Source organism: Pseudobacter ginsenosidimutans (assembly GCF_007970185.1).
Taxonomy (GTDB): domain Bacteria; phylum Bacteroidota; class Bacteroidia; order Chitinophagales; family Chitinophagaceae; genus Pseudobacter; species Pseudobacter ginsenosidimutans.
The window spans coordinates 3,368,533-3,394,925 of the sequence record NZ_CP042431.1 but is presented as its reverse complement, the minus strand read 5'-3'; the positions used below and the strand labels follow the sequence as shown (position 1 = coordinate 3,394,925).

Below are 26,393 nucleotides of genomic sequence, written 5' to 3'. Positions count from 1 at the left end.
CCTTAAAATCAACTTTGAATGAAAAGATCGATTCTCTTTACAGCAATCTGCTGTGTGGCCCTCGGAGCTGTTGCGCAAACGAAGAAACCAGTTGCTGCTGCAAAGCCCGCCGCTAAACCTGCATCCAAACCTGTTGCAAAACCTATTGCTAAAACCGCAGCCAAACCTGCCGGAACTGTAGTACTGAAGAACGCTGCCGATTCCTTCAGCTATGCCATCGGCCTCAGCCTCGCCAGCTTCTACAAACAACAAGGCATAACCGATATCAACAATGCACTCGTAACAAAGGCACTGTCAGATCAGAAAGCCGGCAAAGCCGCACTGGACGATATGCAGGTGCAGATGTGCATCATGAATCATATGTCAGCCATCAAAGCAAAATCTGCCGGCCCCAATAAGAAAGCCAGCGATGCTTTCCTGGCTGAGAACAAAAAAAGAGCAGGCGTGAAAACCACAGCCAGCGGTCTGCAATATGAGATCATCGACGAAGGCACCGGCCCCATCGCTACCACTGCCGACGAAGTACGCGTTCATTATGCAGGCACCCTCATCGATGGAAAAGAATTCGACAGCTCCATCAAAAGAGGTCAGCCCATCACTTTCCCCGTTACCGGCGTGATCCGCGGCTGGACTGAAGCTCTCCTGATGATGCCACAGGGCAGCAAATGGAAATTGTACATTCCTTCCGAACTCGCTTATGGCGATAGCGGCGCAGGTCCGGACATCAAACCGGGATCTGCACTGATCTTTGAAGTGAGCCTGCTGGAAGTGATCAAGAAGTAAGTTTCAACAACTGAATAAAAAATGTCCTCCCGAACAGGAGGACATTTTTTTGTTGTACAATCCCCAACAAAAAAGAGCGCCCCGGCCGTAACCGGAAACGCTCAAAGTATAGCGGAACTCTATTCAGGTTATAAAGGAAGTAATTTATCCTTCGGATATTTAACGCTGTAGCTCATGCGCAGTTTGCGTGATTCCCCCGGCTTGATATCGAGATTCCAGGTGAGGAAGGATTTCTCCTTGTCCACCTCAGCACCGCTGAATTCGAGCAGTTCCACTTCGATCTCCTTGTCTGTGGGGATCGGGAACAGATCTTTCACCTGCATCTGGATGGCTTCTTTCTTATTGTTCTTCACCGTGATCTCATAAGTGAAAGTTTGTAGTTTCTTGCTGCCAAGGAATTTCACGCTGCTGAAATCCTTGAGCTTCTCGCGGGTGATCACCACGCGGCGGTCCTTGCCCAGCGTGAGGTTCAGCGTATCGCTGGTAGAACCGGGATTAAGCTGGGTCTTGCCCACATAAGTACCTTCAAAAATGATATTGGCTTCACCCGGCAGCAATTGAAGACCTTCCCAGTCAGCAATACATCCGAGCAAATATGCATCCTTGTCTTTCACCGGCGCTGCAAAATATTTGTAGATGGCAGGAGTTGTACGGTCTTTCAATGCTACCACCTGTTCCTTTCCGTTAGTAGGCACGTCATAAGGCAGATCGATCTCATAGGTTACATTGAGCTGATTATCGTTCTCCGCCACATAATCCTGCAATCCCTCCTTGAGTGTTACCACTGTTGCACCACCTGCTGCGCGGGAGCCATAGATGGCAGCGGCATTATCACCCTTCAGGATATTGATGGATTTGATAGCATTCTTGTTGATCTGGCTGAATTTTTCTTTCGATACCACATCTCCGTTCACTACATATACCGGCTCAGGAGTTTCCCTCTCCTGCCTGGCGCCTCCATATCCCATTACCACCACTTCACTGAGCGATTTATTCTCGACTATTGAATTAACACCACGGATATGCACACCCGCCACTTTTCCTGAAAGCTGATCGTGCATACTGCGATAGCTCAGCAACCAGCTTTGTAATTCAGGCGCAGTGGCATTCATATTGGGCATGGAAGTAGCCAGCACCAGCTTTATGCCTTTCCAGTCGAGGCCCGTTGTCTGGCTCACCTTTGCTTTGAAACCGATACTCACCGGCTTGCTGATGCTTTCCACACGGAGATCATAGGCCGGGTTCCAGCCTGCATAGGGAGTGATATACGAAATATTGAGTGTGTATGTTCCGGCCATCGGGGAGAAAGCCTGAAAGGCAAGCTGACCGGAAGTGACCGTATTCTTTTTCTCTTCTTCCTTTACCTGGTTTTGCAGTCGCGCGATCTGCTTCAGTAGTTTGATTTCCTTATCGGACAGCTGCAGCGACTCTTTCTGTAATTCGGTTGCCTTTGCCCGGTAGTAATCCATCAGCTTTGTCAGCTCCGCCACGCTCACTCCGGTCTGTGATCCTGCAATGGATCTGTTGGCAGACAGTACCGCCTGCAGATCTTTGACAGTAACGATATCCGATTGCACAACCGCCAGCTCCCGCTCTGCTTTTTCAACAGAATCCTTCAATCGTTTCACCTCTGGGGAAGTATTTTCTTTCTCCAGGAATTGTTTTCCGAATTCAACAGACATGATCGCAAGCCCGCTGTTATCTGAAGTCACCCGCACACTGTTGAGCTCTATCTGGTTGCTGAGCCCTTCGATCACAAATTCATTGTTGCCCTGCACCAGCGTTATCCTGGCCGTATGGAACAGCTCAGCGCCTGTTCTGTATACGATGGCCGACTTCAAAGTGGAGGATGCTGCATTCTTTCCGGGGCCGGGCTTTGCCAACGCGGAAGAAAAATGGAATAATGAAAAAACTGCGACAACAATTAGCTGCTTCATACAATCGATTTTGGTGAATACAGCTAATGGATGCGCAGTTCTCTGCAATTACACAATCCGCCAGAATTATTTATAGAGCTCCTGGTAATATTCGTTGGCCATCCTGCCCGATTCAAAACGGAAACGTACATCGCGCATACCATTGATGGCAACAGACCTCCAGGTATCGTATTGATTATAGTATAAGGGAAGGATCTCCTGTTCCAGCATATCATAGATCTTGTTCAGATCATAATCATCCTGCTCCTGCGTGTTCATGCGGGCATAATCTCCTTTCGGCACCACAAAACCATTATTGGCATTGTTGATGAACTCCGGGATCCAGCCATCATCAGTAGAGAAATTCACGGCGCCGTTCATGGCAGCCGTCATGCCACTGGTGCCGGACGCTTCGCGGGGCACACGGGGATTATTCAGCCAGCAGTCCGCTGCCTGTTTCAACCTCTTCGATAATGTCAGTTCATAACCCGTCAGAACCGCTACATTATTGTATTTCTTGCTGAGGTTCACCAGGCTGTTGAACTCGTTGATAGCGGGATAGTCCATCGGATAAGGCTTTCCGGCCCAGATGATCTGAACGGGATATTGCTTGTTCGATAATAATTTCTCGAACCTTTCCTTATTGCGTGTGAGGAAATCAGCGCGTTTGTAACCTGCAAACCTCCTGGCCCATACAATGGTGAACACATCGGGTTTGAAAAGTTTTCCGGTCTGGTCTGCCACGATCTCGAAAGACCTGCGTTTGAGATAACGTTTACGATCATCCCAGCCGGCATCATTGTTCTCTTCCATGAAGCGATACAACTGCTTATCGGCCCAGTAGCGCCAGTTCTGCGCGTTGGTGATGGAGATGATCGGGCAAACACCGGGATACTTGCCCCACATCAGCCTGCTCACCACGCCATGCAATTGCGATACACCATTGGCGAGATGTGCAAAGCGCAGCGCCACCAGCGAGTGATTGAACTGATCATCTTCGATGCCCGTGAGCTTGCGCACTTCATCCAGTCCCAGTCCGCAGAAATAACTCATCTTCTGACAGAGATAGATATCATGCTTTTCGTTACCGGCTTCTTCAGGCGTATGTGTGGTGAACACCAAACGTTTTTTGATGTCTTCCACATTACCGAATTTCTTATAGAGATAGAATACGGAAGAAACGCCATGCGCTTCATTCAGGTGGTACCTGTCCGGATTGAAATTGAGTTCGTCCACCAGTTTGGCGCCGCCCACTCCCAGTAAGATGAACTGGGCTACCTTGGTAGCCACATTGGCATCATATAAACGATGCGTGATGGTCTGGGAAACATAATCATTCTCGGGCACATCGGTGCTGAGCAGAAAGAGCGGAGCAGTACCGAATGTTTCGGGATTGAGGTACCAGACCTTTACCCATACCGGGTGATCGTGAATGATGATCTGGAACTGGATACCGGTATCTTCCAGGAAACTGTAATGTTTTTCCATCCAGGTCACCTGCAAAGTTTCATCCTGGTTGCGCGCCTGATCATAGTAACCATATTTCCAGAGAATGCCGATCCCGATCATATTCTGACGGAGCTCATAGGCACTCCTGAGATGCGATCCACTCAAAAATCCCAGCCCACCGCTGTAGATCTTCAGTGGCTGATGAACAGCAAACTCCATGGAGAAGTAAGCCACTTTGGTTTTGTAAGACTCGTTGATGGGGTACGGAACATTATAGTTGGTAAAGCTCATAGTTTCGTTTGCTTGGTGAATTCAATATGTGTACTAAATACACAAACGGTTGCAATATACTGCTTATTCTATAAAATCATAATACCGCGGGGCTTATTCTATTTTTTCTTTCCGGCGGCCTCTGAGGATTTGGGGGCTTTCTTTCTGGTGTAGCTGCCTTCAAAGAAGCATTTGATATCCCGCCAGGAGCCGCAGCCACCTGTTTCTTTCATGGTAACTGTATTTCCTTTGAAACTGAACTGCAGTTCGCAGGGATTGCCGCTTTCCTGGTATACCGCGAGTGTATTATTCACGAGTTTGGCCACGCCTTTCAGCTCACCCTTGCACTCACCATTACTTTTTTCGAAGTGAACGAAGAAGCTTAGTTCATTCGCCCGCTTGCTGTCGCGGAAGGAAATGAAATTCTTCTTGTTCTGCACATAATCGCCGGTGAGCTTATGTTTGGTGCTGAAAGTATCGATGGGATTGATCACATTCTCGATGATCTCTTCATTGGGCTCAGTCATCAGCAGCGTGAATTCATTGGCGGCGTTGTTGTAGAAATAAACATTGCGCTTGAAGGTAGAGATCATTCCACCCTGCCTGCGTTCCCTGTAAGTGATGATCTGGTATTTCTTATCCAGCAATCCGTAAGCGCTGGTGGAATTATCGAAGCCATCTTTCACCAGCGGCATGGCATTGAGGTATTTATTATCGTCGCTGAAGCATACCAGGTAGCAGGCCCGTTTGCTGCCTCCTACTGCCTTCACGAAGAGGTAGGTCTCTTTCCCTTTTTCTTTCACCCTTGCTTCCGAATAGAGTTTGAGCGTGGAAAGATTATTGAAATCTTTTTTGAGGATACTGTCTGGAATGAACTGTTGAAAGATTTTCATTCCGATGAGAAAGGAGTCTTTGGATTTTTTTACCAGTGAGGTGTCATCCATTCTGAAAGGCAGTGAGATTTCAGGGAAGAACTCGATGAAATCCCCTATTTCCACTTTATCACCATCTTTCAGAGAGGTCTTTTTGTTTTTGCACGCCACTGCAAGCAGCAGCAATACAGGCAAAAAGAAGAGAAATTTTTTCATATACCGGTATTGGTGTTGATGCGTTAAAAGTAGGCATTCAGCAGCACTCCCGGAAAAGTTATTTGATTGTTACGAATTCTTTTTAGATTTGTCTAAATTTAATTTTAGATGAGTGAAGCGAAAAGGGAATCGATGCAGAAGTTTTCCAGCAGCAAAGAAAATTATCTCAAGGCCATTTTCCATCTCCAGAAAAGTGATGGTGTGGTTACTACCAATGATGTTGCCAATGAACTGCAGACCCGTCCGGCTTCGGTTACAGATATGCTCAAAAAGCTGAAAGCGCAGAAGCTCCTCATCTATGAACGCTACAAGGGTTTCAAGTTAAGCCAGGAAGGCAGGAAAGTGGCGCTGCAGATCATCCGCAAGCATCGCCTCTGGGAATATTTCCTGGTGGAGAAACTGAATTTCGGCTGGGATGAAGTGCATGAGATTGCAGAAGAGCTGGAACATATCAGCAGCAAGCAACTGATAGACCGCCTGGATGAATTCCTCGGTTTCCCCAAAACAGATCCGCATGGAGATCCTATCCCCGATAGCCAGGGAAGGTTCACCCTCATCAGGCAGGTAGACCTGCTGCATCTTCCCGTGAACAAGACCGGTGAAGTGAGCGGCATCGGTGATCAGAGCCCGGAAATGCTGGAGCTCCTCAAACACAAACAGATCGGCCTCGGCACAAGGATAGAAGTGAAGAAGGTGTTCGCCTTCGACAATTCACTGGAATTGAAAATCAGAAATCAGACCATCGTCACCGTGAGTGAGCACGTGGCCAAAAACGTATTTGTGAAATATGATGAATAAGCACCATCCGCCAGACAGGTCGCTCAGTGAAGTACATGCTTCCGTAGATGTATCAAAACATACCAACCGCTGGAAAAGAGTTCTTTCCTTTTTCGGTCCGGCCTATCTCGTAAGCGTTGGCTATATGGACCCGGGCAACTGGGCCACCGATCTTGCAGGCGGCTCCAAATTCGGTTATGCCCTGCTGTGGGTACTGCTGATGAGCAATATCATGGCATTGCTGTTGCAGAGCCTCTCCGCCCGCCTCGGAATCGTCCGTGGCCGGGACCTGGCCCAGGCTAACCGGGAGACCTACCCGAAGGGCGTCAACTTCGTTCTTTACATCCTCGCAGAAATCGCCATTGCCGCCACAGACCTGGCCGAAGTGCTGGGTATGGCCATCGGTATACATCTCCTCACCGGTCTTCCCCTGATCTGGGGTGTGGCCATTACTGTTTTCGATACTTTATTGTTGTTGTTGCTGCAAAGACTGGGCATCCGCAAGATGGAAGCCTTCATCATCGGCCTGGTGGCCGTTGTGGCAGTGTCTTTTCTTGTGCAGATCATCATGGCGGAGCCGGTAGCTTCTGAAGTAGTGAAAGGATTCGTTCCAACCTTCCCGAATGATGAAGCGCTGTACATCGCCATCGGTATCATCGGTGCCACCGTGATGCCGCATAACCTTTACCTCCACTCTGCGCTTGTGCAAACCCGTAAGATCAGCAAAACTTCTCCGGGTATCAAACAGGCACTGAAATGGAGTTTCGTGGATTCCGCCGTGGCGCTGAATGTGGCTTTCCTGGTGAATGCCGCTATCCTGATCCTCGCTGCTGCCGTCTTCTTCAAGAATGGTCTGGGCGTTGCCGAGATCGGAGAAGCCCACCAGTTGCTGGAAGGTATGCTCGGTTCCAAACTGGCTCCCATATTGTTTGCTGTGGCATTGATCGCAGCCGGACAAAGCTCCACCATTACGGGCACGCTCGCGGGGCAGATCGTAATGGAAGGTTACCTGCGCTTGCGGATCAATCCCTGGATGCGCAGGCTGCTCACGCGACTGCTGGCCATCATCCCGGCCATCATCGTGATCGGATTGTTCGGCGATAAGGAAGTGGACAGCCTCCTCATCTTCAGCCAGGTGGTACTCAGTATGCAACTGGGCTTTGCCGTTATCCCCCTGATACATTTTGTGAGCGATAAGAAAACGATGGGGGAATTTGCTATCAAGCCGATCGTAAAAGTGTCCGCATGGCTGATCGCCTCCGTACTGGTATACCTCAATATCAAGATGGTGCTCAGTCAAACCACTGGCTTCTTCGATGAATCCGGCAGTATCTTCTGGAAGTCTGTGATCATTGCAGGCGGGTTCTTCTTCCTGGCGCTGCTCGTGTATATCACTTTCTATCCATTGTTTGCGAGAAGAAAGGCCGCGGGCTCTATCGATATGCACCCGGAACTTACAGGACTGCAGCAACTGGAAACACCATCGTACAAAAGAATTGCCGTGGCGATGGAATTCGGGGAGCACGACAGCCAGTTGATATCCCATGCGATCGGGCAGGGCAAAACAGATTCAGAATATATCCTCATACACGTAGTGGAAAGTCCTTCCGCACATATGCTCGGTCTGGAAAGCGATGATTTTGAAACGCGCAATGATGAACAGCGTTTACACTTTTACGTTCAGCAAATGCAGGAAAAAGGATTCAATGCATCCGGGCATCTCGGCTTCCGCAACCGGAGCAAGGAGATCGCGAGGCTGGTGAAGGACCAGCAGGCTGACCTGCTGGTGATCGGCGCACACCGGCACCGAGGATTGAAAGACTGGTTGTATGGCGAAACCATCAACTCGGTAAGGCATGAGATCAATATCCCTGTGCTGGTGGTGAATGTGGGGAACTAACTGAATTTGTCTTTCACTGACCGCTTGAGCCTGCTCAGGGTTTCAGGCTTCATATTGAGATAAGATGCCAGTACATTCATCGGCACGCGCCGCATCATCTGCGGATGGTTGGCTGTATAATCGAGGAATCGCTGGCGGGCAGATTTCATTCTCACATTGTATTGTCTTTTCTCCCTGGCGGCTGCCAGTTCTACCACCAGCAACCTGCCGATCGTTTCAGCCCAGGGGAAGCTCAGCATGATGGTTTCAAGTTTGCGGTGCTCGATGCGGATCAGGATGGTCTGCTCTACAGCCTGCACGCTCAGCTCTGATGGCCGCCTTGTATTGAAGCTCACTTCGGACTGAATGAAATGCCCTTCTGTGGCCAGTTGCAGCGTCACTTCCCTTTTCTTGGGAAGCGAGATGTATTTGCGGGCCATTCCTTTCACCACGATATTGAGATAATTGTCTACCTCTCCTGCGGTCAGGATCATCTCTTTTTTCTCATACAGTTTTATCTCCAGGAATGGCAGGAGCTGCAATAGTTCATCCTTGCGCAATTGCGTATAGCGATGCACGTAAGTGAACAGGGGGTCTAAATAATTTCTTACATCGATGGATCGGGACATAGGAACGACATTATTTTCCGTGAATAGCATTCACTTTTCTTTCCAGTTGCGTTTTAAGGCGGCTGTAAGTTTCAGGTTCAATGTCGAGGTAAGATGCCTGGTATTTATGTGGTACCCTGAGAAACAGTTCCGGATTGTTCTTGATGAACATCAGGAACCTTTCGCGGATGGAGTAGCGCAGGTGATTGAGCTCCCAGTGTTCCTGTTGCAGGACCTGTTCAGAAAGGATGAGTCGGGCCATACGGTTTATGCGGTTTGAATAGGGGAATAGTTGCTCGAGTTTGTTTTTTGGCAACGCCAGGGTAACGGTAGGTTCCAGTGTTTCGAGTTGGCAGAGGGAAGGGTTTCCTGAAAAAAAGGATACGAATGAACTGACGGCTTCACCTTCCCGGGCGAAGTGAATGGTTACATCCCTTATGGGATCGCGGAAGTACTGACGCACCAGTCCTTTCACGATGAAATGCAGGTATTGCTCTCTGTCGCCCGCCTTCACCAGATCCGCTCTGCGCCTGTATTGACGCAGCACCATGATATTGGCCAGAGAAGCGATATCCCCTGAACTGAGCTGGAGTGAGCGGCCGGTATACTCCTGTATCCGGTCTGCATATGCCAGCAATATGGTCATTTTATCTTCCGTAGTATGCTCCATATCCAGAAGTAAAAATAGTTCTGTTTCTAATAGAAACCATTCATATAGTCCTTTGTACTACTCATCAGCAAAAAAAACGTGTATTTCAATCCCGCGTACCTGCCCTCAACAGATTAATTTTTTGAATATGGGACTGGCTTTGCTCAATTAGCTCATTTGGCGTAGATTCGCAAACTTAACTGAGCTTAAAATCACAAGACATGGCCAAAAAAATCAAAGTAGCTAATCCGGTTGTAGAATTGGATGGTGACGAAATGACCCGGATCATCTGGAAGTTCATCAAGGAGAAACTGATCCTTCCCTATATCGATGTTGATATCAGGTACTATGACCTCGGCGTCGAGTACAGGGACCAGACCAATGACCAGGTGACCATCGACGCAGCGAATGCCATCAGGGAATTCGGCGTGGGTATCAAATGTGCCACCATCACCCCGGACGAAGCAAGGGTGAAAGAATTCAACCTGAAACAAATGTGGAAGAGCCCCAACGGCACCATCCGCAATATCCTCGACGGAACCGTATTCCGTGAGCCCATCGTGATCAAAAATATTCCGAGACTGGTTAGCAACTGGACTGCCCCCATCATTGTAGGCCGTCATGCTTTCGGCGACCAGTACCGCGCTACCGATACCGTGATCAAAGGAAAGGGTAAACTCACCATGACCTTTACTCCTGAAGATGGCGGCGAGCCACAGACCTTCGAAGTGTACAATTTCAAAGGCGATGGCGTTGCTCTTTCCATGTACAACACAGACGAGAGCATCAAAGGTTTTGCACGCAGCTGCTTCAATATGGCGCTCAGCAAAAAATGGCCTCTCTACCTCAGCACCAAGAACACCATCCTCAAAAAATACGATGGCCGTTTCAAAGATATTTTTGAAGACATCTATCAGAACGAATTCAAACAGGCATTCCAGGATGCAGGCATCGTGTACGAACACCGCCTCATCGACGATATGGTTGCTTCTGCCCTCAAATGGAATGGTAACTTCGTTTGGGCCTGTAAGAACTATGATGGCGACGTACAGTCAGACAGCGTGGCACAGGGCTTCGGCTCCCTCGGTCTCATGACTTCCGTACTGGTCACTCCCGATGGAAAGACCATGGAAGCTGAAGCTGCACACGGTACCGTTACCCGTCACTACCGCGATCACCAGGCAGGAAAACCAACCAGCACCAACCCCATTGCGAGTATCTTCGCATGGACAAGAGGTCTGGCCTTCCGCGGCAAACTGGATAACAACCAGGAGCTGATCGATTTCGCCAACGCGCTTGAAGCCGTTTGTATCGAAGTAGTGGAAGAAGGTAAGATGACCAAGGACCTCGCAGTATGTATCCATGGCAACAAAGTGAACCACGGTGAACACTACCTGTACACTGAAGAGTTCCTGGACGCTATCGACAGCAAGCTGAAACAAAAGATGGGAATGTAATCTTCCCTTTCTTAGCTCATACAAAGAAAAGCCCCGGATCGCTCCGGGCTTTCTTGTTTTGAATCCGTACCCTATTGTTTGATGAACCTTTTCGATTGCCTTTGTCCATTTTTATCAGTCAGCTCCAGCAAATAAATTCCTTTTGCCAGTTGCTGCACCGGAACAGCGATTACTGAAGACGGACGCATACCATCGTTCCTCCACTGTACAATTCCCTGCAGGTCCAGGATCCGCAGGCCGACAGTATTCCTGTGATCATATTCTACATACAATATATCCTGCACAGGGTTGGGCAACAAACGTAACGCCAGTGTCTTGCTCATACTGACTGCTACAATATCACTGTATTCATCGTTCCCATCGATATCCACCTGGCGCAGACGGTAGAAATTCTTTCCTGCTAACGGAGACGCATCGGTGAAAACATATTGCTGTGTAGTATAGGTAGTTCCATTACCGTCCACCCATCCTGTTTTCATAAAGCTTTTTCCGTCTGTACTGCGCGATACTTCAAATCCTTTGTTGTTCAACTCCTGGGCTGTGGTCCAGCGTAATTGCACTTCCTTATTTACCACTATCGCCTGGAACTGTGTAAATTTCACGGGCAATGCCGGCGAACCTTCCAGCGTTCCGAATTCAGAGAAACTGTTGGTGACAGTTTCCAGGTAAAATCCCATGGAAGTAAAATCTGCTGTTGCCGGTATCGGTAACAAATCCCCTCCACTGGTATTATTGCCCATTTCGCAATCTTCCCTGCTGCCATTGTAATGTGCAATGCCCAGCTCTGCGCGCGTGAGCGCAGGTTTTGAAACAGCCGTCTTATAATCTTCCAGTTCACTGTTCTTGTAATACAACCTGATCTTAACAGGTGAAGGGAAATTGGAAGATGGATAAAGTGAAGAAGAGAAATTGAAATAACGGGGCATGTATTTCTTCTTATTGATAGCATTGGTTGGAATAGCAGCACCCCCTGTCCCGAAATGCTTTGCATTCAGCGAAACTGTTCCCAGATCATTTCCGTTGGGATGGATGCTCGCGATCAGCTTGCCTGATCCATCGGTGATATCGAACCATTCATTCCCTTTCACATTGTTGAGGGAATAGCTGCGGCAACTGGTGTTCACATATTCAGAGATGCTGTAATCCACCCGGATGAATTCTGCAGACATCCTGCTGGTATATGTTCCCTCTTTCAACCGCAATTCCACTGTCGATTGAGCGTCCAGCAAGCCGAGCACCAGGTTAGCTGCTCCTCCTGTGTGCAGCACCACCCCATTCACGATCACCATCACCTGATCATCTACGTTGGAAAGATTGAGCGTATAATTCCCGGCGGGGAATCCCTGTCTCCTGGCGCTCATGAGAAAGTTCTCGAAGCCAACAGGACAACCCACATAATTTACGGCAGAAGAAGGAGACTCCCAGTACGACCAATGATTGGTAGTGATGATAGACAAACCTGTGGCCGTATAATAACCACGGTACTGATTGGTGGTAAGATGAATATCATTCCCATTGAATGCATAGATATTCCAGCTCTGATTTCCATACACGGCAGTATCGCCCTGTACAGCAGCTATATTCACTTTTACGATATCGCTGTAAGCAATGGCGCCTGTATTGTCGGAAGCCTTTCTTCTAAACCAGGTGGTCTGCGGCAATGCAGCGGCCTGGTATATTGCTGCAGTAGCGGCGGGAATATTCGTCCAGACACCATTCACTACAGAGTCCTGCCACTGGTAGGTGATGCTGGACGGAGCAGCGCCACCGAATGCTGCGATATTGTTCACAAAGGCCGCAGGCGCATCATTCAGACAGAGCGATTGATGTTCGCCAATATCGCCGCCATTCAATACACCGGTCCTGAATTCCAGGTTCATGAATGCATCGCTGCTGACATCCAGGAGCCTGATCTCCACTTCGGAATCATTATCGAGTGCGCCGAGTGAAATGGTGCCCGCACAACAACTGATTGCTGGCAATGCTGCGCCATTCACATATGCCCGGATTGTTCCCCTGAAATCCAGTACATGTAATACATAATTTCCTGCAGGAAACCCTTTTCGGCGCGCGGCCAATACAAAATCATTATTGTTCACCACACAGCCCTGGTAAGCGTTGGCCACGGAAGGTGAGCCAGACATGGCCCAGTCGTTACGCGTATTGAAGTTCAATACCGGTCTTGAATAGAATCCTTTGTACACCGATGTACCAAGATCGATCACCTTTGATTGATAAGTGTAAAAATTCCAGGCATTGGAGGGAAAGAAAGATGGATCGCCTGATTCAAGGAAATTCAGTTTGATCACGTTGCTATATTCTTTTACACCGCCCAATGCAGCCGTCCTCCTGTACCAGGTAGTTTCTGTGATCACTGTTGGTTGATAAGTTACGGACACTGCGCCGGAAATATTTTTCCAGGATCCGTTCTCTGCAGAATCCTGCCACTGGTACGCTGCTGCGGCATTTCCTCCGAATGCAGATTCAGCATTCGTCAATAGCGCAGCCGCTGCGGAAGCGCAAACATCCTGGCTGGATCCGATAGCGCCGCCATCTGAGTATAATGCAACGCCAACCGCGTCTATCTCATTGTAGCCACGCACGGCAGGTGAATTGATGGCGATACGGATCCTGCTCACCGGGAAAACGGTTGCAGGAAAGGCAACACTGAATGCACGTGGACAAGGCGCTCCCGCAGCGGCACTGCCCTCATATACTTTCTCGAACAATTGCGTATTGGGATTGAATACATATACAGTGTCCACCGCCCCTGCATTATAGGTTTCATGAATGAACACGCGGCTGATGGGCGCGGGATCATCGAATTCAAATTCGAGCCACTCTCGCTGATCATCCTGGGTTTTGGAAGCCCAGGCATTCCCGTAATCACCACAACCAGCTACATTCGGCAGTCCAGCAGCCTGCTGGGCCGTCCAGCTTCCCGATGCATAATATTGCGAACTCCAGGCTGTGACCCTGGCAGCATATTTTATTTGTGCTTTTGCACTATATGACCATTGCAGACACAACAACAAAACACCTAATGAATACAATTGCTTCATGCAGACAAATTGATAAGAATGATGAATGAATAAGCGGATTTGCAGGATATGCTGCAAAACTATTTCAGCAGCAGGCTGCACACAACAGCATGAATATGTGAAAATGATGTTACCTTAATACCATGTTACAGACCTATTCCATCAAAGTAACCGGAAAGGTGCAGGGTGTTTACTACCGGCAAAGCACAAAGGAAAAAGCCACAACGCTGGGCATAACAGGTTATGTGAAAAACAATCCGGATGGCAGTGTACAGATCATGGCATCGGGAACAACGGATCAGCTGCTGCAACTGGTGCTTTGGTGCAAGCAGGGGCCGGTTCGGGCTATTGTAGAGGAAGTAAATGTAGAGACGATGCCACCAGCTGTTTTTATGGGATTCAGAATTGAACGGTAAAAGAAAAGGGACTGCCTGTGCAATCCCTTTTACATCTATCATAAGTAAAAAGACCATCCGTTATTGCTTCACAAATTTCTGTGTTTGTCTCCTGCCCTGCTTATCCCTGCTCTCCAGGAAGTACACTCCATTTGCGAGTTGCTGCACCGGCACACTGATCAGCGAAGATGTTCCCTGCCCCTGATATTTCCATAGAACACGTCCCTGCAAATCCATGATAGCGAGACTGGCATTATTCTTCACATCATATTCGATGTAGAGCATATTGCTGACGGGGTTCGGGCTAACACTCAGCCTGGTGGCATTTACAGTACTGACTGCAATGATCTCACTGTAACTGAAATTACCATCGATATCCACTTGACGGAGGCGATAAAAATTCCTTCCTGCCAGCGGGGATGCATCAGTGAAATCGTATCTTATAGTTGAATGGCTGTTACCGTTTCCATCTACCCAGCCGATCTTAACGAAATTGCGGCCATCTGTGCTACGTTCTATTTCAAACCCTTTATTCTCCAGTTCCTGAGCGGTTGACCAGTTCAGCACAACCTTATCCATCACCAGTTTGGCGTTGAAAGAAGTGAGGCTTACCGGAAGCGATGCATTGGATTGCGATACGCTGAACTCGGAGAAGCTGGTAGTGGATGCCTCCAGGTAAAAACCGGTGCCCGCAATATTTCCGAGCACAGGGGATGCCAGCTCAACACCCAGCCCCTGGTTATTACCAAACTCGCAATCTTCGCTCACTCCTTTATAATGCACAAGGGCCAGATCATTCAGTGTAAGTACCGGCTTATTGATGGCTGTTTTATAATCTGCAAATTCACTGTTTTTGTAATACAACCGGATCTTAACCGGCGTTGGGAAACTGTTGGGATGTGTTACGGAACTCAATTTGAAATTCCTGGGAAGGAATTTCCTGGTGCTGGTACCGGGTATACTAGCAGCACCTGTTCCAAAATGTTTTGTATACAATTCCATGGTGCCAAGGTTATTACCATTAGGATGTAAGGAAAGCACCAGGTTTCCTGAAGCATCAGTGAAATCATACCATATATTTTGGTTGACGAAATGCAGGTAGTAAAAATTGCAATTGATATTGGTATAATCAGCTACACTATTCTCAATCCTGACAAACGTTACATCCATGGATGCAGCGTTATTGGTTTCCCGTAATCGTAATTCAACTTTACTGTTTTCATCCAGCTCACCGATGGTAATATTTGATGCCTGAGCGCTGAATACCACAACCCCATTTATCAACAACATCATTTCATCATCTACATTACCAATATTCAGTTTATATTTTCCTGCCGGGAATCCTTGTCTTCTCGCACTGATCACGAAATTATCATTATTTACAGGGCAACCGTTGTAATTAGCCGCCGCTGAAGGAGATAAATGAGGAGGGAATGAGTTGTTGGTATTGACTGCTAATCCCGCATTCGTATAAAACCCACGATATGAATTGGTGGTTAACGTTATATCGCTGCCATTGAATGCATATACGTTCCAGCTTTGATTTCCGTACACAGCTGTGTCTCCCTGCAGGGAATTTACTGAGATCTTAATTTCATCACTGTAAGCAATGGCGCCGGAATTATCTGAGGCTTTCCTTCTGAACCATGTTGTAACGGAAAGCACGCCGGCCTGATAAGTTTTATTTACTGCATTGGCAATATTTGTCCAGCTGCCATTCGCAACAGAATCTTGCCATTGATAGGTGATACTGGCAGGAGCAGATCCACCAAAGGCATCTTTGTTGCTCACCAATAATGCAGGTGTCTCGCTCATACACAATGCCTGCGGCTCACCTATATCCCCACCGTTGAGACCAGACATCCGGAACTCAGCATTCATGTAAGAATGTCCACCTTCATCAAGTAAACGGAGCTCCACTTCCGAATTTTCATCAAGGCTTCCCAGCGATACCGATGCAGCACAACAAGTCAGGTTGCTGATCAATACCCCATTAATGTATATGCGCAATTTGTTTGTAAAGTTTGGAATATTCAAAACATAATTCCCTGCAATGAAACCTTTACGGCGCGCAACCGTTGCAAAGTGATCCACAGGTACCGCACATCCCTGATAACCTGTGGCAGAAGCTGGAGAAGCGAGATAATGCCAATCATTTATTGTATTAAAATCCAACACTTCCCTGCTATAGAAACCTCTGTAATCAGCTCCAATAAGATCAATATTATTTGTTTGATAAGCATAGAAATTCCATTTGTTCAATGGAAACTCAGATGCATCGCCTGCCTGAATAAGTGATAATTTCACTGAATTACTATATGCTGTAACACCATTCAGTGTAGCAGCTCTCCTGTACCAGGTGGTATTAGATATAGGTGGCGCCTGATATGTGACAGCATTAGCGCCAGTCACAGATTGCCAACTTCCATTTTCAGTTGAATCCTGCCATTGATAAACTACTGCGGGATTACCGTTATAAGCAGCATCAATATTGGTAAAAGCTACTGGCTGAGCAGTTCCGCAAATTGTTTGATCCGACCCAATTACGCCTCCGTCACTGAAATTAGCAATCCCCACTGCGTCTATCTCATTCCAGCCGTCCACAAGGGTTGTATTCAGTGCAATACGTACCTTACTTACAGGAAAGCTGGTTGTAGGAAATACTACTGACAGAATACGGGAGCATGCCGGAAGGTTGGCTGCAGTAGCTTCATACACTTTTTCCCATTGCTGTGTATTGGGATTCATCACATAAACGGTATCAACTGCTCCGGGACTAAGGGTTTCATATACGAAGATCCGGTTGACCGGAGCTGGATTATTATACTCCAGTTCCAGCCATTCCCTGAAGCCTGCACTGGTTGAAGGGCACCAGGCCGTTCCAGCATCCGAGCAAAGCGTTGTATTTGGCTCACCAATTGCCTGCTGGGCACTATAGCTTCCGGATGAATACTGGGAACTCCAGGCAGGTACAAGATTCGCATACCTGATCTGCCCTGACACATCAATATTGAAAAGAAAACAGAAAACGAAGGTGATGGTAAAAATAATTTTCATACGCACAATGATTAACAGAGTTAGAAAAAGTCCCTTCGCCACCCGCCCGGGTCGTAGTACAGGCGGGGGCTTCGGGGACACACCCTTTACCTGATATTGTGCGAAATTATCCGTCTGATCTCTGTAAAAAACGAAAGGACCGCCCGGCGATCCTTTCAGAAGTATGAAGTGTTTGAATAATTATCCTTACTGATCTACTCGTTCTTCACTTCCGCCACTCTTCCGCTTCTGCCATTTGAGCTGAATGCTTTCATTTTGATCATGCCTTTCTCTGAAACCGGGCCTGTATACAATTTGCTGTTCAGATCGGGATCTTTACCATCGGTGGTATAACGAAGTGTCAATCCCGGCAATTGAATATTTGCTTTCACTATTCCATTTTCTACCACCAATCCGGGAGTTGGAATACGATAAGCAAATCCTCCCGACAAATAATCCAGTTTCGGCAGTTCTCTCTTACCCACGCGGTTCACAAACCGGCTCCAGTCTTTCCAGTAAGCAGCGCCTGCCATCGGCTCAGGCTCTGAAGTCCAGTCCGGATCAACACTCCAGGCCCTTTCAGAAAGTCCCAGCAATTTCGGCAGCAACATGTATTCCATCATCTGCGGCGTTACCAGTGTTTCACTCCAGAGTAATCCCTGCATGCCGGTGATATGCTGTTTTCCATAATCCGTGAGCCGCTCTTTATGCTCGAAGAAAGATGCTGGAAGATCTGTATTGAATTTATCTTTCCTTGCATTGCGGTAGTAGTCGTAAGGAATGAACTGCCATGGTTTATCCAGATCGATGAAGCCACCCCAGTAATAGCCCGGCTCATCGAAGTTCTTGTAATAGCACATATCGAAATACACATTGCTCACGGGCGACAGCACGATCTCATAACCTGCATTCGCCAAACGGTAAGCAAGGTCTTCCGCACCCCAGCCCAGCATATTGTTCCAGACATCAAGCTGAAAAACACCGCGTGCGAAATCAGGATTGGGAATATAATGGGACTTGCCATCGAGCTGCGTTTTACGCATGCCTGCTTCTTCCCATCCATATGCAGCAAGCCCTCTTTCCTTCAGCAGGTTGTTCACTTTTTCATAATAGTAATACCAGAGATCGAAAGTGGTATGCAGGTTCGGATCCTTTGCGATCAGTTCCTGCGCCACCGGCGATTTCTCCCAAACACCCGCGGGAAGCTCATCTCCGCCCACATGGATCATATCCAGCGGAACGCCTGCTTCTTTATACATTGCGATGAAATCATCAAATACACGCGCAAGAAAACGATACACTCCGGCCTGCGCCACATTCATAGCATTATCGCGCCAGCCCTGTACTGATTTGTATTCTGATTGATCATTGGGATCATGCAACATGAATTCTTCTGCCGCTTCTTTCTTCCCTTCTTTCATCAAACGCTCATAGCGGGCTTTCATACTTACAACAGCTGCACGCGCATGACCAGGAGATTCAATTTCCGGTATCACACGGATATGACGCTTTTGCGCATATTTCAGGATCTCTATGAATTCTTCTTTTGTATAATGACCAGTGCCGGAAGATTTGTTATCCGGACCGGAACCGAAGCTCGGCATCAGCTGTTTGCTTTCATCTACCGGGAATCCCCTGCGTGCGCCAATCTGCGTGAGCTCAGGAAGAGAGGGCATTTCGATGCGCCAGCCTTCGTCTTCACTGAAATGGAAATGGAATACATTGAGTTTATACAAAGCCATCAGATCCAGCACACGCAACACCTGTTGCTTTGAATGGAAGTTGCGGCCCACATCCAGCATGAAGGCCCTGAAACCGAAGCGCGGTGCATCTTTCACCTGTAATACCGGAATGCTTGCACCCGCTGCTTTTCCGGCAAATGCTTTAGCAGGCAGGAGCGAACGGATTGATTGAATGGCATAGAAAGCGCCGGCTCTGTCGCTGGCTTTGATACGAATGCGGTCTGGCTCTATAGATAACTCATATGCTTCAGCAGGCATGTCTTCTTTGGTAATCACAACAGGCCCGGTACTGCCATTGATTGATATCAGTATATCTTTTCCCAGCACTGCGCCAATTTCGATAGCCAGGTAGCCTGCTTCTTTCGTAAACATGGGGTCTGCCGCAGCTATCACGTTGATCTGATCGAGCAGGAAAACGCCCTGCCCTTCCTTGTAATAAGCGGGTGTTGGGAATATTTTGGTAAGCCCTTCTACCGGCAGCTCTTCGATCTTACTGTTCTGCAGGTAGAGATCGGCGGGAGTAGTGAATCCGTATTTATCATCCGGCGCCCGTTTGATCTGCTTCAATTGCGTGGCGGGAATAATACGATAGTTTTCCACTTTCAGTCCTTTTTCCGGCTGATCATCCAATACCCAGAACAAGCCAAGGGGCGCATCGGTGTAATTGATCACCCAGTCGCTCGCCACAAAAGGCACACGAACGGACTGGCCGGGCTTAAGTCCTTTGAAACCTGCAGCAGGCGTAAGTTTGAAGAGATCGCCATTGATATTGGCGATGGCCATTCCGCCTTCCACCGTCTCCGGCCGGATAGCGCGGGCTATATTGAAATAAAGCGACCATCCTTTGGCAGGAAGGTCGCTTTTTCCATTATTGGTGAAAGTGAATGCACTTTGAAATCCTGATTTGCCCTGGTAATGATTTTCGACGATCTCCCATTCCACTTTGATATGCTGAACAGGATGCAGCTTCGTCTTCTTCTGGGCTATTGCTGAGATGGTCATGATACAGAGAACAACAACGGGATACACAATTCGTAGCATAGGCGTGCGAAAGGTTTGTTGGGTTTTTGAAATATGCAAGCAACACAATCATATCTATGTGATCTGCATGATCAAATTGTAACCCCTGATCCCTGTCTATTTTCCCTTTCTATCCTTTTTTTTCAAGGTTCACCAGCATGTCTTTGGTCATTTTTGCCAGATCGAACTCATGCTTCCATCCCCAGTCATTTCTCGCCACGGAATCATCGATACTTGCAGGCCAGCTGTCGGCAATGGCCTGGCGGTAGTCGGGTTTATAATCGATCGTGAAATCCGGTATATGCTTTTTGATCTCTGCGCCGATCTCTTTGGGAGAGAAACTCATCCCTGAAAGATTGTAGGAATGACGCACGTTGATCTTGCTGGCCGGAGCTTCCATCAGTTCGATGGTGCCACGGATGGCATCAGGCATATACATCATTGGAAGATAAGTATCTTCTTTGAGGAAGCAGGTGTATTTTTTCTCTTCCAGTGCTTCGTGGAAGATTTCTACAGCATAATCCGTAGTTCCCCCGCCGGGAGGGGATTTAAAGCTGATCAGGCCCGGGTAACGGATGCTGCGCACATCCACTCCATAACGCTGATGATAATAGTTGCACCAGAACTCTCCCGCATATTTTGAAATACCATACACGGTAGTAGGCTCGATGATGGTCTGCTGCGGACAATTCTCTTTCGGAGAAGTAGGACCGAATACGGCAATACTGCTTGGCCAGTACACTTTATTGAGTTTCTCTTCACGAGCAATGTCCAGCACGTTCAGCAGGCTTTGCATATTGAGGTGCCAGGCCAGGTTGGGATTCTTCTCGCCGGTGGCGGAGAGGATCGCTGCCAGCAGATAGATCTGCGTGATGTTCTGACGGATCACCTGCACGTGCAGCATTTCCTTATTCATCACGTCCATGCTCACATAGGGCCGGTGCCTTTCAGCAGCTCATTTTCTTCCCTGAGGTCGGATGCTATAACATTGTTGTTTCCGTAGATATTGCGGAGAGCAAGCGTCAGCTCCACTCCGATCTGACCGGATGCACCAATAACGAGGATCTTTTCTTTCATCATATGGATACAATTTCCTTTATGGGGCGTAAAAGTAAACCGTATGCGGTCATCCTCAAAAAAATTTACTAACTACCGTTTGCTCACCCGATCCCGTAATCCGCTAAATATGTCTTCATTACGCAGCCCCTTCCGCCAAACTTTGCCGGACTGCACCCTGTTTCACTACCCGGCATGAGAAATATCAACTATACAACAATGATGGTTAAGCGCTTCTATTATCTGTGTTGTTTATTATTGTTCGGACCGTCATGCGGACAAACTTCGGAAGACAGCATCATACAGGGAAAATCAGCACCAGCGCCGGTTGACAGCGCAACGGCCAGTATCACCATCATTCGTGATGGTAATAAGATAGCCAGTTACGAGAGCCGTACCGCCAATGCAGTGCTGGATTCCGATGTGCTGATGATCGAAATGAACAGCCCTGACAGCAAGTTTTCCATGATGGGCTATATCGGCGGTTCACGCTCGGGAAAGTATGTACTGGACCAGCGGCAACAGCGTGGCAAAGCAAGTATCAGTATCTATCACGATGGCAGCGGGATCCCGGCCAGCCTGACGCCAACGGAAGGACAGTTTTCCCTCATCGCCATGAACGGAAAGAGTTGCAGCGGCAGCTTCTCCGGTTCATTGAAAGACCAGCAGGGGAATACCTATACCATACGCGGCTATTTCAGCAAGGTGGCTGTAAGGAATATCCAGGCAGGAAAATAATATTCAACCAATGGAAATCTATTCTTCAAATTATTAATGCTTAAGAATGAGATCAACACTTGTTATTGCTTCAGCCATTTGCATGCTGGCTATCTTCTCCTGCAAGAAAGGCGACCAGGGCGATAAAGGCGATCCCGGACTGGATGGCAATGCCAATGCCGTTCAATACAATTTCGGGCCCCTGGACCTGGCTGCAAATTTTTTCGGTATCCTTCAGATCAATACTACCGAAGATACCATGAACAATTCTTCCTGGCATGTTTACATTTATCATGGAACTATTAAAAGGTGGTATGCATTGCCTGGCTCAGGTGTTGGAGGTGCAACCAATTACAGGGTGAGTATCGGCTATGAAAACAACAAGGTGAACATTTTTATCGATAAGTCAGGAGCCGGTGAAGCCTATTCAAAGGTCCGGGTGATCCGTATCTACAACAACAAACAGATAAACCTGGGACTGCTTCCCGGCAACAAAGCCATTGCAGGGCCTGATGTATCCAATTATGAAGCCATGCGGGCATATTATAACCTTCCCTGACAAACCTGAATAAAATATAACGGTAGCTTCCTCAGGCTGCCGATAAATTCTAACTTGCATGTAAACCTGTTCTCTTGATTGCCATCAGATATTTTCTGGCTGCCTGCTTCCTGCTTTGCTGTCAGCAGCTTGCTGCCCGGCAACAGGACCTGTATTTTGAAAACTATACTTCGCTCAACGGGCTTTCACAAAACAGCGGTTATTCCATCACACAGGACCATCACGGGTTTATCTGGATGGGCACACAGGAAGGGCTCAACCGTTTCGATGGCTATGAGTTCATTTCCTATCGTAAGCCTTTTGCCGGATCCGCTTCCACATCCAACCAGGTAGATGCCCTGCTGGCCGGCCATTCAGGCCGCTTATGGGCAGGAACGCAGGATGGCCTCTTCCTGCTCAACCCTCAGAGCGGACAATTTGAGACCTTCAGCAAATTCTTCCGTCAGCCTGCTTCCACTCCAGACAGCGTCAGCATCCTGAAACTATTCGAAGACCATCAGCTCAATACCTGGATACTCACCCGCTACAACGGACTCTTCAAAGTGGACGGTAATGGCCACTACCAGCATTACTTCTCAGGAGAAGGGCAGAACGACCGTCTGATAGACATCACAGCAGACAACCACAACCGGATATGGATATGCGATCTCAACAATCTCTACTGGTACGATGCTGTAAGAGACCGGTTCAACCTGGTTCCCATGAACCACTCGATCAGCAAAGGCATGAAATTCCGCACCCTCTGCTGGTTCAACAATGAGCTCTGGATCGGTACTGCAGAGCATGGTATCCTGATCTACGATCCTGTAACCGGACTCACCCATGCTTTTACGCCTCCACTCATCGAAGGCACATTACACGCCGTTAACTGCATGATGGCCGATTCAGAACAACAGCTCTGGATCGGCACCCGCAATGAAGGGCTCTATCGATACAATCCTTTCACTGCACAATTCACCAGATGCCGCTACCGCGAAGATCAGCCCGGTTCGCTGCGCAAAGATTTCGTGCTCTCGCTTTTTGAAGACAGGCAGGGCATCATCTGGATCGGCCTCAGCGGAGGCGGCGTTGCCAAATACGATATTTATAATTCCATCTTTCACACCATTCGAAAGAATTACCGCAACAACACACAGCTGAACGACAATATGCTTTTCTCCCTTTACAGTAACGGAGACGGGCAACTTTTCATCGGCGCACAAAATGGCGGCGTGGTTAAATGGAATACCAACAACAATAGCTTTACCAGTTATAAAGACATCAGTCCATCCGGCGTTACGCACAATACCGTTTATGGTATCGCGCCCGGCAAAGCCGGTCAGCTCTGGCTCGCCACCTGGGGAGGACTCTGCAAACTTGACCTCAATGCTCACCCATCCAATGCTTTCACTCCCTACTCCACCGGGAAAGATATCAGCAAGACCTGGCTCTACTCCGTATTCAGACCCTCACAGGGAAATACACTGCTGGTCAGCGGTATGAACGGATTATATCAGTTCGATCCGGAAATGGAAAAATGGACGAACTGGATCGATAAAGACAGTATGCTCTTGTACAATAAGCCCGTGGTGAGATGTTTTTATGAAGATGACCGGCAACGCATCTGGATGGGTACTGAAGGCATGGGATTGCTATTGCTGGACCCCGCAAACAATTCCATCAGCTCCATCGATCTCCCTCAGCTCAATACAAGGAATGTGCGTAGTCTTTACCAGGACAGGACCGGTCAGCTCTGGATCGGCTCAGACAATGGCCTGGTGCAATATGATCCGCAAAAGAAAGCTGTGATAAAGATCTGGCAAACTGAAGATGGCCTTGCCAATAATGTGGTCTACGGCATCCTGCAGGACCAGCAGCAACGCCTGTGGCTCAGCACCAATAACGGCCTCAGCTGTTTCGATCCCGAGGCCAAAAAATTCCTCAACTATGATGTCAGTTACGGATTACAGGGAACCGAGTTCAACACCAATTGTTGCTACCGCGATGCACGCGGCATGATGTATTTCGGCGGCATAGAAGGCCTCACCTGGTTTCATCCCGGCAATGTACCGGCAGACAAATTCAATCCGCCTCCTGTGATCACCGGCTTTCATGTGATGAACCATCCTTATCAATCGGATTCTTCCCTGCAATTGCAACAGCATATCAGGTTGCAGCCCAATCAGAATTTTTTCAACATCGAATTCTCCTCACTCAATTTTTCGCATACTAACAGAACTGTATATGCGTACAAACTATCCGGCGTGGATGCAGACTGGGTGTACTGCGGAAATAAGCGTACTGCAAACTATACCAAGTTATCACCAGGGGATTATACATTCGAAGTGAGATCGGCCAATAACCAGGGCAATTGGAACAAAGCCATCACCCGGCTGCAGATCACCATCCTGCCTGAGTTCTGGCAGACCTCCTGGTTCCTGGCGCTGCTGATCCTGCTGGCCATTGCGCTCACCTGGTGGCTGCTGCGCAGAAGGATCAAACAGATCAGGCACGAAGCAGCGCTGCAGCAAAAGATCAGCACAACTGAAATGATGGCGCTCCGCGCACAGATGAATCCTCACTTCATCTTCAACTGCATCAACAGCATCGACGCACTGATCCAGAGCAACGACAAATATAACGCCACCGTATACCTGAACAAATTCGCGAAGCTGATCCGCAATATCCTGGACAGTTCCAACCAACCAGCCATTCCGCTCAGCAGGGATCTGAACACACTGAAACTGTATATCGAACTGGAACAGCTGCGCAACGAAAATAAATTCACCGTCAGTTTCAATGTGCCGGAAGATATTTTGCAGGACGATCTGAAAGTTCCACCACTCATCATCCAGCCTTATGTGGAGAATGCCATCCTGCATGGATTGCGCAACAGGCCGGGTAATGATGGCAGACTAATCATCTCCGTTTCCAGGAAAGACGATTATCTTTTGTACCTGATTGAAGACAATGGTGTGGGCCGCTCCGCCACCAAGACCAATATCCGGAAAGAAAATATTTCTTACGGAATGGCCATGACCCGCGACCGTGTAAAATTGTTCAATAAGGAAACCGATGCCTCTGTTCTGATCACAGACCTTCATGAACATGATCAGCCCGCAGGCACCCGCATTGAAGTACGACTTAAAATTCAATAAATGCTATCTGCCATCATTATCGACGACGAAGTGAAGGGCCGCATCGCCCTCAAAAAGAAACTGCAGGATTATTGTCCGGAAGTGACCGTAACCGGCGAAGCCGCGGACGGCCTGCAGGGCATTGCACTGATCAGCCAGTTGCAGCCACAGATCGTTTTCCTGGATATTGAAATGCCGCGAATGGATGGCTTTGCCATGCTGCAGCAATTGTCTGAGAAGAAATTCCATCTCGTTTTCACTACTGCTTATGATCAATATGCCATCCGCGCTATCCGTTTTGCAGCTTTCGATTATTTGCTCAAACCGGTAGACATCGAAGAACTGCGCAATACCATCAGTAAGATCCTTCAATCACATGGGAAGCCGGAAACCGGCCGTAAGCTGGAAGTACTGGCGGATAACCTGCAACGCAATGCAGCACTTAATAAAATAGCTATACCCACTTTGGAAGGATTGTTGTTTTTCAATGTGGACGATATCATTCACCTGGAAGCGCACAGCAATTATACCGTGATCCATTTCACCAATCATGCAAAGCTCACCGCCAGCAGAACGCTGAAGGAATTTGAAGAATTATTGCCGAATGATAAGTTCTTCCGGCCCCATCATTCTCACCTGATCAATCTCACCTACCTGAAAAGATACATCAAGGGCGATGGTGGACAAATAGAAATGCAAAACGGGAATTATGTGGATGTGGCGAGAAGGAAAAAAGAAGAATTCCTGCAGCGGATGCTGGCCAACAAATAGCCAAATTATTTAACATTTGACTGTCAGCCACTCATTTATGCCCAATGGATAATCTGTCTTATCT

Annotated in this window: 19 protein-coding genes; 9 read left to right on the top strand and 10 right to left on the bottom strand. The window is 48.0% G+C overall.

Annotation, left to right across the window (positions count from 1 at the left end; genetic code table 11):
• Nucleotides 1-18: 18 nt before the first annotated feature.
• The gene (locus FSB84_RS31420; RefSeq protein WP_130544380.1) at nt 19-783 is read left to right on the top strand and encodes an FKBP-type peptidyl-prolyl cis-trans isomerase; all 765 of its coding nucleotides are present in this window, start codon (nt 19-21) and stop codon (nt 781-783) included.
• A gap of 128 nt (nt 784-911) precedes the next feature.
• Here FSB84_RS31420 and FSB84_RS13750 read toward each other — a convergent pair whose 3' ends face one another.
• The 3 genes from FSB84_RS13750 to FSB84_RS13740 form a co-directional block, all read right to left on the bottom strand.
• On the bottom strand, nt 912-2,720 hold the full coding sequence (locus tag FSB84_RS13750) for a DUF4139 domain-containing protein (RefSeq protein ID WP_130544381.1): 1,809 nt from the start codon (nt 2,718-2,720) through the stop codon (nt 912-914).
• 66 nt (nt 2,721-2,786) lie between these two features.
• A complete protein-coding gene (glgP, locus tag FSB84_RS13745; protein ID WP_130544382.1) occupies nt 2,787-4,439 on the bottom strand; it encodes an alpha-glucan family phosphorylase in 1,653 nt (550 codons plus the stop codon).
• 98 nt (nt 4,440-4,537) lie between these two features.
• On the bottom strand, nt 4,538-5,506 hold the full coding sequence (locus FSB84_RS13740; RefSeq protein WP_130544383.1) for a hypothetical protein: 969 nt from the start codon (nt 5,504-5,506) through the stop codon (nt 4,538-4,540).
• Between the two features lie 108 nt (nt 5,507-5,614).
• Between FSB84_RS13740 and FSB84_RS13735 the strand changes: the two genes are divergently transcribed.
• Both FSB84_RS13735 and FSB84_RS13730 read left to right on the top strand, forming a co-directional pair.
• Complete coding sequence (locus tag FSB84_RS13735) at nt 5,615-6,304, top strand: metal-dependent transcriptional regulator (protein WP_225980067.1); 690 nt, start codon at nt 5,615-5,617, stop codon at nt 6,302-6,304.
• A complete protein-coding gene (locus FSB84_RS13730; protein ID WP_225980066.1) occupies nt 6,294-8,183 on the top strand; it encodes an Nramp family divalent metal transporter in 1,890 nt (629 codons plus the stop codon). Before FSB84_RS13735 ends, FSB84_RS13730 begins: the two co-directional genes overlap by 11 nt.
• Here the strand turns inward: FSB84_RS13730 and FSB84_RS13725 are convergent.
• Both FSB84_RS13725 and FSB84_RS13720 read right to left on the bottom strand, forming a co-directional pair.
• Nucleotides 8,180-8,791, bottom strand: a complete 612-nt coding sequence (locus FSB84_RS13725; protein WP_158643895.1) for a Crp/Fnr family transcriptional regulator — start codon at nt 8,789-8,791, stop codon at nt 8,180-8,182. The two genes, FSB84_RS13730 and FSB84_RS13725, sit on opposite strands and share 4 nt — an antisense overlap.
• A gap of 10 nt (nt 8,792-8,801) precedes the next feature.
• The gene (locus FSB84_RS13720; protein ID WP_130544385.1) at nt 8,802-9,440 is read right to left on the bottom strand and encodes a Crp/Fnr family transcriptional regulator; all 639 of its coding nucleotides are present in this window, start codon (nt 9,438-9,440) and stop codon (nt 8,802-8,804) included.
• A 200-nt stretch (nt 9,441-9,640) separates the two neighbouring features.
• Between FSB84_RS13720 and FSB84_RS13715 the strand changes: the two genes are divergently transcribed.
• Nucleotides 9,641-10,876, top strand: a complete 1,236-nt coding sequence (locus FSB84_RS13715) for an isocitrate dehydrogenase (NADP(+)) (RefSeq protein WP_130544386.1) — start codon at nt 9,641-9,643, stop codon at nt 10,874-10,876.
• 71 nt (nt 10,877-10,947) lie between these two features.
• Here the strand turns inward: FSB84_RS13715 and FSB84_RS13710 are convergent, their stop codons facing one another.
• Nucleotides 10,948-13,938, bottom strand: coding sequence for a T9SS type A sorting domain-containing protein (locus tag FSB84_RS13710; protein ID WP_130544387.1), 2,991 nt, complete (start codon nt 13,936-13,938; stop codon nt 10,948-10,950).
• Between the two features lie 122 nt (nt 13,939-14,060).
• On the opposite strand from FSB84_RS13710, the gene FSB84_RS13705 reads away from it, so the two are divergent.
• Nucleotides 14,061-14,333 (top strand): acylphosphatase, encoded by a 273-nt coding sequence (locus FSB84_RS13705; RefSeq protein WP_130544388.1) that lies wholly within the window; start codon nt 14,061-14,063, stop codon nt 14,331-14,333.
• A gap of 60 nt (nt 14,334-14,393) precedes the next feature.
• Here FSB84_RS13705 and FSB84_RS13700 read toward each other — a convergent pair whose 3' ends face one another.
• The 4 genes from FSB84_RS13700 to FSB84_RS31045 form a co-directional block, all read right to left on the bottom strand.
• Nucleotides 14,394-17,369 carry a T9SS type A sorting domain-containing protein gene (locus tag FSB84_RS13700; protein ID WP_130544389.1) on the bottom strand — a complete coding sequence of 992 codons (2,976 nt, stop codon included), beginning with the start codon at nt 17,367-17,369 and terminating at the stop codon, nt 14,394-14,396.
• Between the two features lie 194 nt (nt 17,370-17,563).
• Nucleotides 17,564-20,131: a family 20 glycosylhydrolase gene (locus FSB84_RS13695; RefSeq protein WP_130544390.1), complete on the bottom strand. Its 2,568-nt coding sequence runs from the start codon at nt 20,129-20,131 to the stop codon at nt 17,564-17,566.
• Between the two features lie 109 nt (nt 20,132-20,240).
• On the bottom strand, nt 20,241-21,035 hold the full coding sequence (locus FSB84_RS13690) for an NAD-dependent epimerase/dehydratase family protein (RefSeq protein WP_225980097.1): 795 nt from the start codon (nt 21,033-21,035) through the stop codon (nt 20,241-20,243).
• Nucleotides 21,036-21,037: 2 nt separating this feature from the next.
• Complete coding sequence (locus tag FSB84_RS31045) at nt 21,038-21,190, bottom strand: hypothetical protein (protein ID WP_225980065.1); 153 nt, start codon at nt 21,188-21,190, stop codon at nt 21,038-21,040.
• Nucleotides 21,191-21,385: 195 nt separating this feature from the next.
• Here FSB84_RS31045 and FSB84_RS13685 point away from each other — a divergent pair, with 195 nt between their 5' ends.
• The 4 genes from FSB84_RS13685 to FSB84_RS13670 all read left to right on the top strand — a co-directional run bounded on the left by FSB84_RS13685 (nt 21,386) and on the right by FSB84_RS13670 (nt 26,329).
• On the top strand, nt 21,386-21,904 hold the full coding sequence (locus tag FSB84_RS13685; RefSeq protein WP_130544391.1) for a hypothetical protein: 519 nt from the start codon (nt 21,386-21,388) through the stop codon (nt 21,902-21,904).
• A gap of 46 nt (nt 21,905-21,950) precedes the next feature.
• The gene (locus FSB84_RS13680) at nt 21,951-22,442 is read left to right on the top strand and encodes a hypothetical protein (RefSeq protein WP_130544392.1); all 492 of its coding nucleotides are present in this window, start codon (nt 21,951-21,953) and stop codon (nt 22,440-22,442) included.
• Nucleotides 22,443-22,516: 74 nt separating this feature from the next.
• The gene (locus FSB84_RS13675) at nt 22,517-25,579 is read left to right on the top strand and encodes a sensor histidine kinase (RefSeq protein WP_130544393.1); all 3,063 of its coding nucleotides are present in this window, start codon (nt 22,517-22,519) and stop codon (nt 25,577-25,579) included.
• On the top strand, nt 25,580-26,329 hold the full coding sequence (locus tag FSB84_RS13670; protein WP_130544394.1) for a LytR/AlgR family response regulator transcription factor: 750 nt from the start codon (nt 25,580-25,582) through the stop codon (nt 26,327-26,329). It begins immediately after the preceding gene.
• Nucleotides 26,330-26,393: the final 64 nt, after the last annotated feature.